The organism is Neobacillus niacini, assembly GCF_036961885.1.
Taxonomy (GTDB): domain Bacteria; phylum Bacillota; class Bacilli; order Bacillales; family Cytobacillaceae; genus Neobacillus; species Neobacillus niacini_H.
The window spans coordinates 304,147-317,507 of sequence record NZ_JBALNQ010000010.1; the positions used below are offsets into that span (position 1 = coordinate 304,147).

13 protein-coding genes, 2 pseudogenes and 1 other annotated feature are annotated in these 13,361 nt (G+C 40.5%); of the genes and pseudogenes, 3 read left to right on the forward strand and 12 right to left on the reverse strand.

Annotation, left to right across the window (positions count from 1 at the left end; all coding sequences use genetic code 11):
* Positions 1-878 precede the first annotated feature (878 nt).
* Positions 879-1,103: pseudogene (locus V7124_RS26250) on the forward strand (pentapeptide repeat-containing protein); the annotation flags it as partial.
* 160 nt (positions 1,104-1,263) lie between these two features.
* On the opposite strand, the pseudogene safA reads toward V7124_RS26250, so the two are convergent.
* From safA to nadB, 4 genes and pseudogenes are all read right to left on the reverse strand, one after another.
* Positions 1,264-1,411, reverse strand: a pseudogene (safA, locus tag V7124_RS26255) (SafA/ExsA family spore coat assembly protein); the annotation flags it as partial.
* Positions 1,412-1,571: 160 nt separating this feature from the next.
* Positions 1,572-2,669 (reverse strand): quinolinate synthase NadA, encoded by a 1,098-nt coding sequence (gene nadA / locus V7124_RS06785; protein WP_335487397.1) that lies wholly within the window; start codon positions 2,667-2,669, stop codon positions 1,572-1,574.
* Positions 2,670-2,671: 2 nt separating this feature from the next.
* Positions 2,672-3,520 (reverse strand): carboxylating nicotinate-nucleotide diphosphorylase, encoded by an 849-nt coding sequence (gene nadC / locus V7124_RS06790; protein ID WP_335487306.1) that lies wholly within the window; start codon positions 3,518-3,520, stop codon positions 2,672-2,674.
* Complete coding sequence (gene nadB, locus V7124_RS06795) at positions 3,489-5,063, reverse strand: L-aspartate oxidase (protein WP_335487309.1); 1,575 nt, start codon at positions 5,061-5,063, stop codon at positions 3,489-3,491. The genes nadC and nadB overlap by 32 nt, the downstream gene beginning before the upstream one ends.
* 138 nt (positions 5,064-5,201) lie before the next feature.
* Between nadB and V7124_RS06800 the strand changes: the two genes are divergently transcribed.
* Entirely contained in the window at positions 5,202-6,338 is a 1,137-nt protein-coding gene (locus V7124_RS06800) for an IscS subfamily cysteine desulfurase (protein ID WP_335487312.1), read from the forward strand.
* 31 nt (positions 6,339-6,369) lie between these two features.
* A complete protein-coding gene (locus tag V7124_RS06805) occupies positions 6,370-6,909 on the forward strand; it encodes a transcription repressor NadR (protein ID WP_335487314.1) in 540 nt (179 codons plus the stop codon).
* A 230-nt stretch (positions 6,910-7,139) separates the two neighbouring features.
* On the opposite strand, the gene pheA is transcribed toward V7124_RS06805, so the two are convergent.
* The 8 genes from pheA to V7124_RS06845 all read right to left on the reverse strand — a co-directional run bounded on the left by pheA (position 7,140) and on the right by V7124_RS06845 (position 13,351).
* Positions 7,140-7,985, reverse strand: coding sequence for a prephenate dehydratase (pheA, locus tag V7124_RS06810; RefSeq protein ID WP_335487318.1), 846 nt, complete (start codon positions 7,983-7,985; stop codon positions 7,140-7,142).
* Between the two features lie 48 nt (positions 7,986-8,033).
* Positions 8,034-8,489: an ACT domain-containing protein gene (locus V7124_RS06815; RefSeq protein ID WP_335418881.1), complete on the reverse strand. Its 456-nt coding sequence runs from the start codon at positions 8,487-8,489 to the stop codon at positions 8,034-8,036.
* 227 nt (positions 8,490-8,716) lie between these two features.
* Positions 8,717-10,006: a GTPase ObgE gene (gene obgE / locus V7124_RS06820; protein ID WP_335418884.1), complete on the reverse strand. Its 1,290-nt coding sequence runs from the start codon at positions 10,004-10,006 to the stop codon at positions 8,717-8,719.
* Positions 10,007-10,045: 39 nt separating this feature from the next.
* The gene (locus V7124_RS06825) at positions 10,046-10,573 is read right to left on the reverse strand and encodes a Spo0B C-terminal domain-containing protein (protein WP_335487321.1); all 528 of its coding nucleotides are present in this window, start codon (positions 10,571-10,573) and stop codon (positions 10,046-10,048) included.
* Between the two features lie 211 nt (positions 10,574-10,784).
* Complete coding sequence (rpmA, locus tag V7124_RS06830; RefSeq protein WP_335418889.1) at positions 10,785-11,078, reverse strand: 50S ribosomal protein L27; 294 nt, start codon at positions 11,076-11,078, stop codon at positions 10,785-10,787.
* 12 nt (positions 11,079-11,090) lie between these two features.
* Positions 11,091-11,426, reverse strand: a complete 336-nt coding sequence (locus V7124_RS06835; protein WP_335487324.1) for a ribosomal-processing cysteine protease Prp — start codon at positions 11,424-11,426, stop codon at positions 11,091-11,093.
* Between the two features lie 14 nt (positions 11,427-11,440).
* Positions 11,441-11,749 carry a 50S ribosomal protein L21 gene (rplU, locus tag V7124_RS06840; protein WP_335418896.1) on the reverse strand — a complete coding sequence of 103 codons (309 nt, stop codon included), beginning with the start codon at positions 11,747-11,749 and terminating at the stop codon, positions 11,441-11,443.
* Between the two features lie 12 nt (positions 11,750-11,761).
* Positions 11,762-11,842, reverse strand: a sequence feature (ribosomal protein L21 leader region).
* Positions 11,843-11,890: 48 nt separating this feature from the next.
* Positions 11,891-13,351, reverse strand: a complete 1,461-nt coding sequence (locus V7124_RS06845; protein ID WP_335487327.1) for an Rne/Rng family ribonuclease — start codon at positions 13,349-13,351, stop codon at positions 11,891-11,893.
* Positions 13,352-13,361 lie beyond the last annotated feature (10 nt).

Below are 13,361 nucleotides of genomic sequence, written 5' to 3' on the forward strand. Positions count from 1 at the left end.
CTCCCATTCCTGGTTGGCCAAAACCTTGACCCATTGATCCTCCCATTCCTGGTTGGCTGAAGCCTGGGTTCATCATTGATCCTCCCATTCCTGGCTGACTGAAACCTGGGTTCATCATTGGTCCTCCCATTCCTGACTGGTCGAAACCTGGGTTCATCATTGGTCCTCCCATTCCTGGCATACCCTGTGTTTGAGGATTGAACCAATTTTTACCCGTACCAGTTGGTGATTCTACATGCATACCTTCCGGACTTTCATCAAAATAAGGCATTTGGCTCGTTCCTTGCATTTGTCCGCCCATCGGCATTTGGCCCATTCCTGGCATTTGACTGCCCATTGGCATTTGACCCATTCCCTGCATTTGACTGCCCATTGGCATTTGACCCATTCCCTGCATTTGACCATAGCCTGTCGGTTCCATATATGATCCTTGCATTGGGTTTGTCAACGGTAATTGCGGCATAAAGGCTGAAGATTCATCATCAAATCCATGCTGCATAAATTCTGCACCAGCAACACCTGGCATTGGTCCAGATTGAGCAGGGAACATATTTGGCATCTGTTGCATTGCTGCTCCTTGAACTTGTGGATATGGCATAATTGACATTGGTGGACAAGGAGGCGGCGGACACCATTGTGGTGGTGGCGGACAAAACCCTGATCCAGGCATTACTGGTGTTACTGGAACACAATAATCTTGAGGCATTTGCATTTGCGGCTGCTCATACATTGGAGATTCCTCATGCATTACTGGGTTTTCTTTCTGTGGTACTTTTACTTCAGGAAGTATGTTAGTAGGTTTAAGCGGCAGCTTAGGCTGTTTAACCTCAATATTGGTCATATTGTTCAAATAATAATTGTTAATATCGATTTCTGGAATGATTTGTAGGGGCATTTTTGGAGTGTATGGTGTTTTCGGAACTTCTTTAATTGGTGCTTCTTTTATTGGAACTTCTTTAATTGGTACCTCTTTTATCGGCGCTTCCTTAATAGGTGCTTCCTTTATCGGAATTTCTTTTACTGGTTTTTCTTTAGCTGGAATTGGTACAGGGATCGGTACTGGTACTACTTTAATTGGAGCCTCTTTTATAGGTGCTTCCTTTATAGGAACCTCCTTCTTTGGAGCTGTTTTAATCGGCATTTCTTTTGGCTTCTCTTTGGTAAACGGTTGCCCAGCAATCGGCATTTCTTTCTTGGCGCCTAAGTTGATTGTGGCCCCCGGCTTTGTTCCCATAGGCACTTCTTTTTTTATTGTGCCACCTGAAGTTGGGACTTTTATTTTCATACCGGGCATAATCATATCAGGGTTGCTGAGCTGTGAATTCATTTTTTTCAGCTCTTCAAAATTCACGCCGTACTTCTTGGCGATTTTCCAAAGAGTATCCCCTTTCTGTACGATATGGATCTTCACTCTGATTTCCCTCCTATGCATAAGTCCATATAGTCTATGTGATGATAGGCAAAGTGCTAACATTCTTCAGAAAAACTTATGCTTTTTTTTAGGAAAATATGAGTCAACCATTAGAAAATAAATATAGATGCAATTTTTTAAAATTGCATCTACTACATTCTCAAGCATTTTCTAACATTCGCTCTAGCGCTAATTTTGCATTTTCAGCAATCTCCGCAGCTACTTTAATCGTGTTATGGGTATCCTCTAGCGTATCTAAGCTCCACACTAAATGTGGAAGGTCAATTCGATTCATCGTCAAACAAGGACACATTTGTGGATTTAAAGAAATAATCTTTTTATCGGGGTGATTCTTGATTAGACGATTAACGAGATTCATCTCAGTCCCGATGGCCCATTCAGAACCAGGCTCTGCTTTTTCAATCGCATTAATAATATAACTTGTAGAACCAGCCATATCCGATAATTCTACAACCTCTCGGCGGCATTCCGGATGAACAATAATCGTCATGTTAGGATATTGACTGCGTGTATCATGGATATTTTGAACCGTAAAGTTTTCATGAACAGAGCAATGTCCTTTCCAAAGGATAACTTTAATTTTTGAAGGTTCACCCTCGTATTCAAGCTGATGGGTAATCGGATTCCAAACAGCCATTTCGTCTAAGCTAACACCCAGATCCGCAGCCGTATTGCGGCCTAAATGCTGATCTGGTAAAAATAAAATTCGTTCTTTTTGGGTAAACGCCCACTTAACCATAGTCTCTGCATTAGAAGAAGTTACGCTTGCACCACCATGTGCACCGACAAAGGACTTAATCGCTGCCGTAGAATTGACATATGTTAATGGAAGAATCGTATCTCCAAAAGTATCCTGCAGGATTTCCCATGCCTTTTCAGTCTGATCAATATCCGCCATATCGGCCATTGAACAGCCTGCGCGCATGTCTGGAAGAATGACCTTTTGGTTATCATTTGTGAGAATGTCTGCCGTTTCCGCCATAAAATGAACGCCACAGAAAACAATAAATTCTGCTTCGGTATTTTCAGCTGATAATTGAGCGAGTTTCAAAGAGTCTCCTGTCGCATCTGCAAACTGAATGACTTCATCTTTTTGATAATGGTGCCCTGGGATGAATAGACGTGAGCCTAATTTGTTTTTCACTTCAATTACCCTTGCCTCTAATTCTTCCTTCGACATTTGCTTGTATTTTTCAGGAATCAGCTTATTTTTTTGCATTGTCGCTAAAATACTCATCATTATTCCTCCCCCTTGCCCCAGTGAACTTTGACGCTTATATCGAGTGCTTTATAAGAATGTGTTAAAAATCCGAGTGAAATATAATCAACACCTGTATCACGATAACTAGCTATATTGGACAATTGAATGCCACCTGAAGCTTCCGTTATGAATCCCGATGGTACCAATTTAATAAGTTCCTTAATCTCCTCTGGTGTACGATTGTCGAACATAATGACATCTGCACCAGCGCTGACAGCTTCTTTAACCTGTTCTTCCGTTTCAACTTCTACTTCTACCTTCACCATATGACCAGCTTTTTTTCGAACACTTTCCACTGCATGCGAAATCGAGCCTGCAAACGAAATATGATTATCTTTAATCATGATTCCATCATATAAACCGAAACGATGATTGTAGCCTCCACCAGTGCGAACCGCATGCTTTTCAAGCATTCTTAACCCAGGTGTCGTTTTCCGGGTATCACATATTTTTGTATGACCACTATCAAGGGTGGCAACAGCTCTCTGAGATAGAGTAGCAATCCCACTCATTCTTTGGATTAAGTTTAAAACTACTCTTTCACCCTTTAATAAATCAGATATTTTTCCAGATGTGGTCGCAAGCTTTTGACCTATCTCAATTGGTTGGCCATCTTTCACAAACACCTGTGTTTTAATCTCATTATTTAACAAATTAAACCCAGTTTTAATGATTTCCTCTCCACAAAAAATCCCATTATCCTTTGAGAGAAAAACAATTTCCCCTTTTGTATCATCTGAAAAAATTAAATCCGTTGTAATATCCTGCTCCCCAATATCTTCTATAAAAAATTGCTCAAGTAGCGAGCGCAGTTTCAATGTGTTCATGGTTCGACTCCATCCCCCAGCTTTTTTTATGAATAATTGATTCGTTTACCCAATGTTCATCGTCTTCGATAGGGTAATCACTTCGATAATGGCCACCACGGCTTTCAGTTCGCATTAAAGCAGATTCGGTAATCAGTTTCGCCGTTATCAGCATAAAAACTTTTGTCATCTCTCCCAATGAGTAACTGCCAATATCGTTTATTTGATTGACATTAAAAGCATCTAACCATGCTTTTTGCTTTTTAAGATTGACCTCATTTCGGACAATCCCGACCCGTTCCATCATTAAACTCTTAATGTCCTGTTTATCAGGTAAAACAACCTTTTTTTGCGGAATGCTCGGACGAGTTACCACTGTCCCAACAACAGCTTCACGGTCCGCCTTATTTAGCAATTTCGATAATTTTTCTCCCATATACAAACCTTCTAATAAAGAATTACTAGCCAATCGGTTAGCACCATGAAATCCTGTGCAGGCAGCTTCTCCAATCGCAAATAGTCCTTTTATAGAAGTCCGTCCGAAAAGGTCCGTTTTGATTCCTCCCATTAAAAAATGACTGCCGGGAGCAACTGGAATTCTTCCCTCTGACAATTGAAGACCATTTTCCTCACAAATTGTGGTGATTGACGGGAATCTTTGCTTAAAGTTTTTTATTTTACTAATATCCAAATATATGTTGCAGCCTTTTTTCAGATAATCATAGATTTCCTGTGAAACAACATGTCTTGGTGCTAAATCTTTAAGTGGATGAACACCTTCCATAATCGGAGTTCCTTCCTCCGTAACGAGAATAGCACCTTCGCCGCGAACAGCTTCAGAAATTAACCCTTTTGTTTCACCATTAAGATAAAGAAGCGTCGGGTGAAATTGGATAAACTCCATATCGACCACTTCAGCACCTGCCAAATAAGCCATGGCGATTCCATCACCGTTAACGGTTTGGGCATTTGATGTGTAAGTGAACAATTGTCCACACCCGCCTGTAGCAATAATCGTATTCCGGCTATAATAGTTCTTAATCGTTCCATCAGATCCTTTTGCTTTAACACCAATACACCGTTTCTCTGAATTCAGCAATAATTCATAAGCAAAAACATCTTCCTCAATGGTGACATGATCCTTCAGCGTGCTAATTAGAAACTCGACGACATTTTTACCCGTGGCATCACCGCCACCATGAACAATTCGCTTTTCGCTATGTGCGCCCTCCATTCCTAATAGCAACTTACCATTTTGATCTTTGTCAAAAACAGCTCCTTGTTCAGAAATGAACTTGATGAGTTGAGGTGCAGCCGTGATAATTTTCTCGACCGTTTCCCGATTATTATGATATCTTCCTGCTTCAAATGTATCGGCAATATGTTTCATAGGATGGTCCTGCTCGCCTATAGCTGCTGCAATGCCGCCTTGGGCAAGATAAGAATTGGTTGTTCTAATCTTCCCCTTTGTGATTATCCTCACATTTAAATCCTTATTTAAAAACGAGGCTAACTGGAGTGCAGCTATCCCACTTCCTAAAATTAACACATCATTTGTCATCATATATAACCCTCCTGTTTAACAGGTGTCTTGACATCTATATTTACATAGATTTAAACTAAATACAAGAATTTTTTATTAGAAAAGCAGAAGGCGTCTAGAGCTAGATCACTATCAAAGTTCAAGAATTGGAGATTACGAATGATATATTTTGATTTTGCGGCAACCACCCCATTAGATTCCGATGCAGCAGAGGTGTTCGTTCAGGCTTCAACAGAGTATTACGGGAACTCAAGCTCCCTCCATGATATCGGCTCACAGGCACAAGACTTACTAGAGAATTGCCGGGAAGAACTAGCAAATCTATTAGGAGTGAATAAAAAAGGCTTATACTTTACAAGCGGGGGTTCTGAGGGAAACTTTTTAGCCATTGAGGCACTACTATCTACACCTAAAAAGCCTGGGAAGCACATTATTGCCGGCCTTGCTGAGCACTCTTCCATTCATGGCGTCCTCAACCGGTTAGAAGAGTATACGATTACCTTTTTGCCACTCAATTCTTCTGGTCTTATTGACTTGGAAGAATTAAAGAATTCGATCACCCCTGAAACCGTATTAGTAACTGTACAGCATGTCAATTCTGAAATTGGTACCATCCAGCCCATTGAAGGCATTGCTCGAATTTGTAAGGAGCACAACATTCATTTTCACAGCGATTTTGTTCAATCGTTTGGAAAACTTGATTTAAAAAAGATTACCCCTCTTGTCAGTAGTTTTTCTTTTTCGGGGCATAAGATTTATGGTCCAAAAGGAGTGGGCGGAGTATATGTAGACCCAGCGATTTCCTGGAGGCCATTTTTTCCAGGTGGTTCACATGAAAGAGGATTCAGGCCCGGAACTGTAAATGTTCCGGCAATTGCTGCAATGGCTGTGGCTGCTCAAAAAACACATGACCATATAACTGAAAGCAATGATAACTTCATTGCGCTCCGTACTGCCTTAGTAGAGGCCCTTGAACCTATTAAGGAATTCGTCCATATCCATCAAGCTGATCCCTCCTCACAGCTACCGTCTATTATCGGTTTGCGCATTTCTGGGATTGAGGGACAATGGATGATGTTGGAATGTAACCGCTATGGGTTTGCCATTTCAACCGGCAGTGCCTGTCAAATTGGTATGCAGTCACCCGCAAAGGTGACACTGGCCTTAGGCTTAAGTCAACAAGCAACAAAAGAGTTTATCCGGATTTCTTTTGGGAATTCAACCAAGAGGGAAGATGTAAGAACGCTTGGGGAAACTATTGTCGATATCGTAAAAAAATTTAAAAGGCTGTGTTAGAATATTAAGATAGGAAAACGAGGAGGGCATTATGACGGATCAAAAAAAAATATTAGGCGATGAAAGGAGAGCTTTCATTCTAGAGCTGTTAAAAAACAGCCAAATTCCGCTTAAAGGAAGCGAATTAGCAGCTCAAACGAATGTAAGCAGGCAAGTAATCGTTGGAGATATTACACTCCTTAAAGCAAGAGACGAACCCATTATCGCAACGAGCCAGGGCTATTTGTATTTTAAGCAAAACGCGGGTACTCCATCTTTTGAACGAACGATCGCCTGCAGACACTTACCGGAAGATACATTAAAAGAGCTAAATTTACTTGTTGATCATGGTGTGTTGGTGAAGGATGTTAAAATTGAACATGCGGTTTACGGTGATTTAACTGCCTCGATAATGGTATCCAATCGCCAAGAGGTCAAACAATTTATCGATAATCTTCAAACGACGAATGCTTCGTTATTATCAGAGTTAACCGGCGGAATTCATCTACATACCATTGCAGCATCCAGTACGCAAACCCTGGACAAAGCGGAAGCAGCTTTGAAGGAAGCAGGGTTTTTAATTGAATACTAAATGATTTTCCCGATTGTGCTCGTAAAAGCATGATCACCAAATTACGGTAACAATCTCGCTTCCATTGTGCCCATAAAAACAAGATCGCCAAATTACGGTAACAATCTCGCAGCCATTGTGCCCTTAAAAACATGATTGCCTAATTACGGTAACAATCATTCTTCCATTGTTCCCAAAATAAATTTATGAAAAAAGTACCGAGCAAAAAATGCCCGGTACTTTTACTATTCCTAAACCATTTTTGATGGGTAGCTGCCTAATAATCTCACTCCACAACCTAGTGCTTCAAGCTCGGCCATTGCACCTGGTATCAATACCTCATCCAGCTTCATTTCCAAATCAATGATGAAAAAATAATTGCCAATCCCCGTTTTCATCGGTCTTGATTCAATTTTAGAAAGATTGATCTTGCGCCATGCAAACGCAGAAAGCACCATATGCAATGTTCCAGCCTTGTCAGTAGGAAGGGTGACCATCAGGGTTGTTTTATAATGAGAGGAACCGCTTATTTCCTCAAAATCCAAACCTTGTTCTGATAAAACAAAAAAACGAGTATGGTTATGATCGAAATCATGGATATCGTGCTGAACAATCGACAACCCGTATTCTTCTGCTGCCAATTCATTCGCGATAGCGGCAACACGCAATTCAGGATGATCCATCACCATCTTGGCTGCTGCAGCCGTTGAGCTGACACTCTCATAAGGAACTCCATGCAGTTGTGTATGTAGGAATTTATGGCATTGGGCAATTGCATGCGAGTGACTATAAACCTTATTAACATCCTGCCAGTCTTCCCGATTATCCGGGTGAACCATTAAATGCTGCTTGATTGGAATGGTGATTTCTCCCACGATCGGCAATTGAACCACATGGGTCAAGTAATCTAATGTAATATTAACGGTTCCCTCGAGAGTATTTTCAACTGGAACCACTGCGATTTCAACTTTTTCACTGACAACAGCATCCATTGATTCAGGAATGGTTCGAAACGGTTCAAGCTCAAATCCAGGAAAAACTTTTTTCACCGCTAATTCAGTGAATGTTGCCTTTGGTCCTAAAAAACCAACTTTCATGTTTTCACACACTCCCCAACAAAAATCTCTATCAGCTGCAAAAATTTACTATGCACCTGTTCCAAGCACTTCCACTTTTTCCACAAATTCAAGCTTTCGCAATTCTAAAAGCAGATCATCGATATCGGTTGAAATTTCAGATGTATTCAGTGAAAGTGTAACATTTGCCCGTCCTTGCAGTGGAATGGTTTGATGAATCGTCAATACATTGCACCCAGAAGAGGCGACTACACCAAGCAGCTTTGATAATGTGCCCGAACGATCTTCAAGATGAAAAAAGAGCGTTACCAATCGTTCCTTTACTATTGTGGAAAATGGAAAAACCGTATCCCGATATTTATAATAGGCACTTCTGCTTAAATCCACTTGTTGAACAGCATCCCAAATAGACTCTGCTTTTCCTCTTTCAAGCATTTCTTTGACATCTAATGTTTTCTTCATAGCCTCAGGCAAGACATCTTCTCGAATTAAGTAAAATTTCTTATCAAATTTTTCATTTTTCATTTCTCTACCCCACCTGACACGAAAAGCGTAAGCGCCTTGTCCAGGGGCGACAGGCATAAGGCGAGCCGGCGAGAAGGTTGATTTTTACCCTCTTGACGGATTGACTTAGACCTGAGAGCCACTAGGCGCTGAAGCTAGACAATTCTCAAAGTCAAATTCATTTACTTATCAAAAAGCGTAAGCGCCAGCCTTTCAATATTGCTGGGCGCTTACTGCTAGAATTTCTACTACTCAACAAACTCAAATTCAAATTCTAATAATTTAACCGTATCCCCATCTTTTGCACCTTTTTTCCTTAAAGCCTCATCTACACCAAGACCACGAAGCTGTCTTGAAAAACGTCGAATAGATTCATCTGTTTGGAAATTCGTCATCTTAAACAGTTTTTCAATCTTTTCACCTGAAACAACAAATGCACCGTCTGGATCTCTCGTAATATAGAAGGCCTCAGGGTCTGCCTCATGCTTATATAGCACGCGGTTAATACCTGTTTCTTCTTCCTCATGTTCGAGTGGGAATTCAGGAGTCTGCTCGATTTTGTCTGCAATCGAAAATAATAGCTCTCTCAAGCCTTTTCTTGATAATGCAGAGATTGGAAAAATCGGAAAATCTTCCTGAAGTTGTTCTTTAAACTTTTGCAAATTTTCTTCCGCCTCCGGCATGTCCATCTTATTGGCAACAATAATTTGCGGACGCTCCGTTAAGCGTAGATTATACTCTTCTAACTCTTTATTGATGGTCAGATAATCCTCATATGGATTCCGGCCCTCTATCGCAGCCATATCAATGACATGGACGATTACTCGAGTCCGTTCAATATGACGTAAAAATTGATGGCCAAGTCCTACACCTTCACTTGCACCTTCAATCAGTCCTGGCAAATCCGCCATAACAAAACTTCTGTTATCTTCGGTTTCAACCATCCCTAGATTTGGAACAATCGTTGTGAAATGATACTCAGCAATTTTCGGTTTTGCTGAAGATACCACTGATAATAAAGTGGACTTTCCGACACTCGGAAAACCAACAAGTCCGACGTCTGCAAGCAGCTTTAATTCAAGGATGACATCGCGTTCTTGACCTGGTTCACCATTTTCAGCAAGCTCTGGCGCTGGGTTCGAAGGAGTCGCAAAACGAGAATTTCCTCTTCCTCCACGCCCTCCTTTTGCAATGACAGCACGTTGACCATTCTCAACAAGGTCAGCAATAACTTCTTTTGTTTCAGCATCCATGACCACAGTGCCTGGTGGAACTTTTACAATCATATCCTTGGAATTTTTCCCATGTTGATTTTTGGACATGCCATGCTCACCACGAGGTGCTTTCCAATGGCGTTGATAACGGAAATCCATTAGGGTACGCAATCCCTCATTTACTTCAAAAACAACATCGGCACCTTTACCGCCGTCTCCGCCAGCAGGTCCGCCCATCGGAACATATTTTTCACGGCGAAACGCGACCATCCCATTACCGCCGTCTCCACCTTTTACGTAAATCTTCGTTTGATCGACAAACATGTAAGTCCTCCTGATATAACTGATGACAAACTAAGCCTATTAAACCGGCATAAAAATTTCTAAACCCAGTTCGTTTCCTGAAAATTCCTTTACAATCAAATCTATTTCAGATCCGATCAGGAATTGTTCAATCAGTTCTTTTTTTATTATTATTCCGCTAAAATCAAAAAAGAAACGAAATCCATCTGATTGCGGTTGAATTGTTATTGATAAATGATTTTCTTGAAATGCCTCAATTGCCTGATCCAAACATGAAAAGAAGGAATTTGTCCAATTCGACAGATTCATGTCACAAATTTCCACTGCTTCTGAATCACTAAGTACCTCATATTCAAGTTGAAATAAATGCTGTTCCCAATTTGATTTTAATAGCAAGGCAGCAAACCTCGGCAAGTGAACATTTGAGAGCTTCGATTCATGTTGTACTTCGATTACAATTTCATTTATACACTCTTTCGCCCGGTCAATTCTATTTAAATCCAAGTTTCCTTTAATTAACTGCAGCCTATTTAGCCAATCATGCCGCGAGTGTCGCAGCACTTCAACGATATCCCATTCTTTATCCATTGTCGCACTCCTAGGTTAAGTGTCGAAATAACTATTTTCTGTTAGTATATCAAAAAAGTTCCCATGAGTAAGCAATTTTAGCGAATGTTTTCCAATTGGGGCAGTATGAGGCTCTTTTTAGGAGATCAAATTGGAGTTGTTACTGGTAAAATTTACCTTTTCATTAACAAAGAAAACTCTAACCAATCAGGTTAGAGTTTTCACTGAAAGCTTACGCTTCTTGAGCTGTTGGATAAACGCTGACTTTTTTACGGTCACGACCAAAGCGTTCGAATTTAACAACACCATCGATTTTTGCAAAAAGAGTGTCGTCTCCTCCACGGCCTACGTTTTCACCTGGATAAATCTTTGTACCGCGTTGACGGTAAAGGATTGAACCACCAGATACGAATTGGCCATCTGCACGCTTAGCGCCAAGACGCTTTGCTTGAGAGTCACGTCCGTTTCTTGTAGAACCTACTCCCTTTTTAGATGCAAACAACTGAAGATCTAATTTTAATAACATTTATTCCACCTCCTACTTTTTGAAGGTTATTTTTATGTGCTTCCCGTATTCTTCTTCAATCGTTTTTAACGAAAAATACATTCCCTCAAGAAGAATATGAATTTTTTCTTGTTCTTGCACCGGAAGGTTTTCCGGGATTGCGCAACGAAGTCGACCTTCTTCATAATCAATCTCCATATCAGGAGTGACACCCGTTATTTCATGGATAGCATTAATTGCACCGATAGAGACAGCAGAAATGCCTGCACAGACAATATCCTTACCCCTGTCTGCAAAAAATGCGTGCCCAGAAATTTCAAATAATTGAATTGATCCGGATTCATTACGATTAATTGTAATATTAATCATCTGTTCCCAACACCTTACGCGTTGATCGCTTCGATAACAACTTTAGTGTATGGCTGACGATGACCTTGCTTTTTATGGTAGTTTTTCTTCGCTTTGTATTTGAAAACAGTGATCTTCTTAGCGCGACCTTGTTTTTCAACTTGAGCTGTAACAGTAGCACCTGCCACCAATGGGCTGCCTACTTTTACATCTTCACCGCCAACGAATAATACCTTATCAAATGTAACTGTTTCGCCTGCTTCTGCGTTAAGCTTCTCGATGTAGATAGCTTGACCAGCTTCTACCTTGATTTGCTTACCACCTGTTTCGATAATTGCGTACATAACTGCACCTCCTTATAAACTCAGACTCGCCATAGACAGGCGCTAAGCTTACGCATTAGACTTAATACCTGTTACGTGCGGTTGTAGCACGGGTGCTACAAACATAACATTAGAAATTTTATCATGATATAGGCATTAGTGTCAATAGGATTCACGAGCTTTTTGCGCTATCTCGTCATGGTTTCCAAATTGTTTTAAAACATAGTGGTGATGAGGGGATGGCTGAATTGAAAAATACACTTTCATATGTATCCATTCTTCTACCATTTCTATATGCGGCAGAATTGCATCTTTTACATCCTTAGTAGTTTCGATTAATACCGCTTCAAAGTCTGAATTCCGGTTCTCCATCAACTCACGCTCAAGTCGAAATGCAATTGTCTCTGCACTAAGCATTCGTCCTGTACCGTCACAAACAGGACATCTCACCTGAAGCGCTTCCGAAAGAGATACCTTGGTTTTCTTCCTCGTTAACTGCAGGATTCCAAGAGCTGTAAAACCGATGATTTTTGTTCTTGTACTATCTTTCTGGAATTCTGTTTCAATCGTTTCCAAAATGTGCCGCTTGTCTTTTTCGTTTTTCATATCAATAAAGTCGATGAGGACAATCCCACCTATATCTCGAAGCTTAAGCTGACGGGCTATCTCAATTGCAGCTAGTGTATTTGTTTTCAACACTGTATCCTGATAATCATTTTTGCCTGAGAACTTCCCGGTATTAACATCGATTATTGTTAACGCCTCAGTTTCATCAAAGATTAGATAAGCCCCTTTGTCGAGCCAGACAATTCGCTTAAGTGCCTTATCGATTTCATGTTCGATGCGTTGAACAGTGAATATATTTTCTTTGCCACTATAATAGGTGATTTTTAAATCAGGATATCTGCCATCGAGGATCTTTTTTAAAGAAAGATCATCTACAATGACTTCTCCATCAGGCATTTGAGAAATGGAGTCAAAGACCATTTCCGTAAAAGTATCTTTTTTAAAAACGATTCCCGGCTTTTTAAGTGTGGACGTTTTTTCCTTCAATTCGGCTCCTTGACCTCGAAGATTGTTAAGTTCATTTTCCATTTCCTCTTCGGTCGCAGAAGTGCTTGATGTACGAAATATAAGACCTTCGTCGTCCGTTTTCATTCGCATACCAAAGCGGCGGAGATCATCCTTTTCTTCAACAATTTTTTTAGAGACTGCCACATAACGGCCTTGAGGCATATAAATAAGGTTGTCCCCCATAATCTCAATAATCCCTGTTACTCTTGCACCTTTGGTACCTGTTGCGTCCTTTTCTACTTGTACCAATAATTTTTCACCTTGATGAACAAAGGTTGTTACACTCTTCTTCTCTTTATCGATACTCCGCTCAGGTGATAATACATACTTAGCCAGCACATCACGATGTAAATAGGCATTTTTCTCCTCGCCAATATCAATAAAGGCAGCATTCATGCCCGGGAGAACCTTGGTTACAGTCCCATAATAAATATTACCGACCAAAGATCGTTCCTCTGGTCGGTCAAAAATAATCTCTTCAACTTTATTATTTCTAACGTAAGCAAATCTCTTTTCTCGCGAAACTGCATTTATAATTAACTTTTCCAAACCAGCATCC

Excerpts from the sequence above, each read along its gene's own strand:
- V7124_RS06800 (WP_335487312.1), top strand. The coding sequence starts at position 5,202 with ATGATATATTTTGATTTTGCGGCAACCACCCCATTAGATTCCGATGCA.
- rpmA (WP_335418889.1), bottom strand. The coding sequence starts at position 11,078 with ATGTTATTAAAATTAGATCTTCAGTTGTTTGCATCTAAAAAGGGAGTA.
- nadB (WP_335487309.1), bottom strand. The coding sequence starts at position 5,063 with ATGATGACAAATGATGTGTTAATTTTAGGAAGTGGGATAGCTGCACTC.
- pheA (WP_335487318.1), bottom strand. The coding sequence starts at position 7,985 with ATGAAAGTTGGTTTTTTAGGACCAAAGGCAACATTCACTGAATTAGCG.
- nadA (WP_335487397.1), bottom strand. The coding sequence starts at position 2,669 with ATGAGTATTTTAGCGACAATGCAAAAAAATAAGCTGATTCCTGAAAAA.
- V7124_RS06805 (WP_335487314.1), top strand. The coding sequence starts at position 6,370 with ATGACGGATCAAAAAAAAATATTAGGCGATGAAAGGAGAGCTTTCATT.
- V7124_RS06835 (WP_335487324.1), bottom strand. The coding sequence starts at position 11,426 with ATGATTAATATTACAATTAATCGTAATGAATCCGGATCAATTCAATTA.
- nadC (WP_335487306.1), bottom strand. The coding sequence starts at position 3,520 with ATGAACACATTGAAACTGCGCTCGCTACTTGAGCAATTTTTTATAGAA.
- V7124_RS06815 (WP_335418881.1), bottom strand. The coding sequence starts at position 8,489 with ATGAAAAATGAAAAATTTGATAAGAAATTTTACTTAATTCGAGAAGAT.
- rplU (WP_335418896.1), bottom strand. The coding sequence starts at position 11,749 with ATGTACGCAATTATCGAAACAGGTGGTAAGCAAATCAAGGTAGAAGCT.
- obgE (WP_335418884.1), bottom strand. The coding sequence starts at position 10,006 with ATGTTTGTCGATCAAACGAAGATTTACGTAAAAGGTGGAGACGGCGGT.
- V7124_RS06825 (WP_335487321.1), bottom strand. The coding sequence starts at position 10,573 with ATGGATAAAGAATGGGATATCGTTGAAGTGCTGCGACACTCGCGGCAT.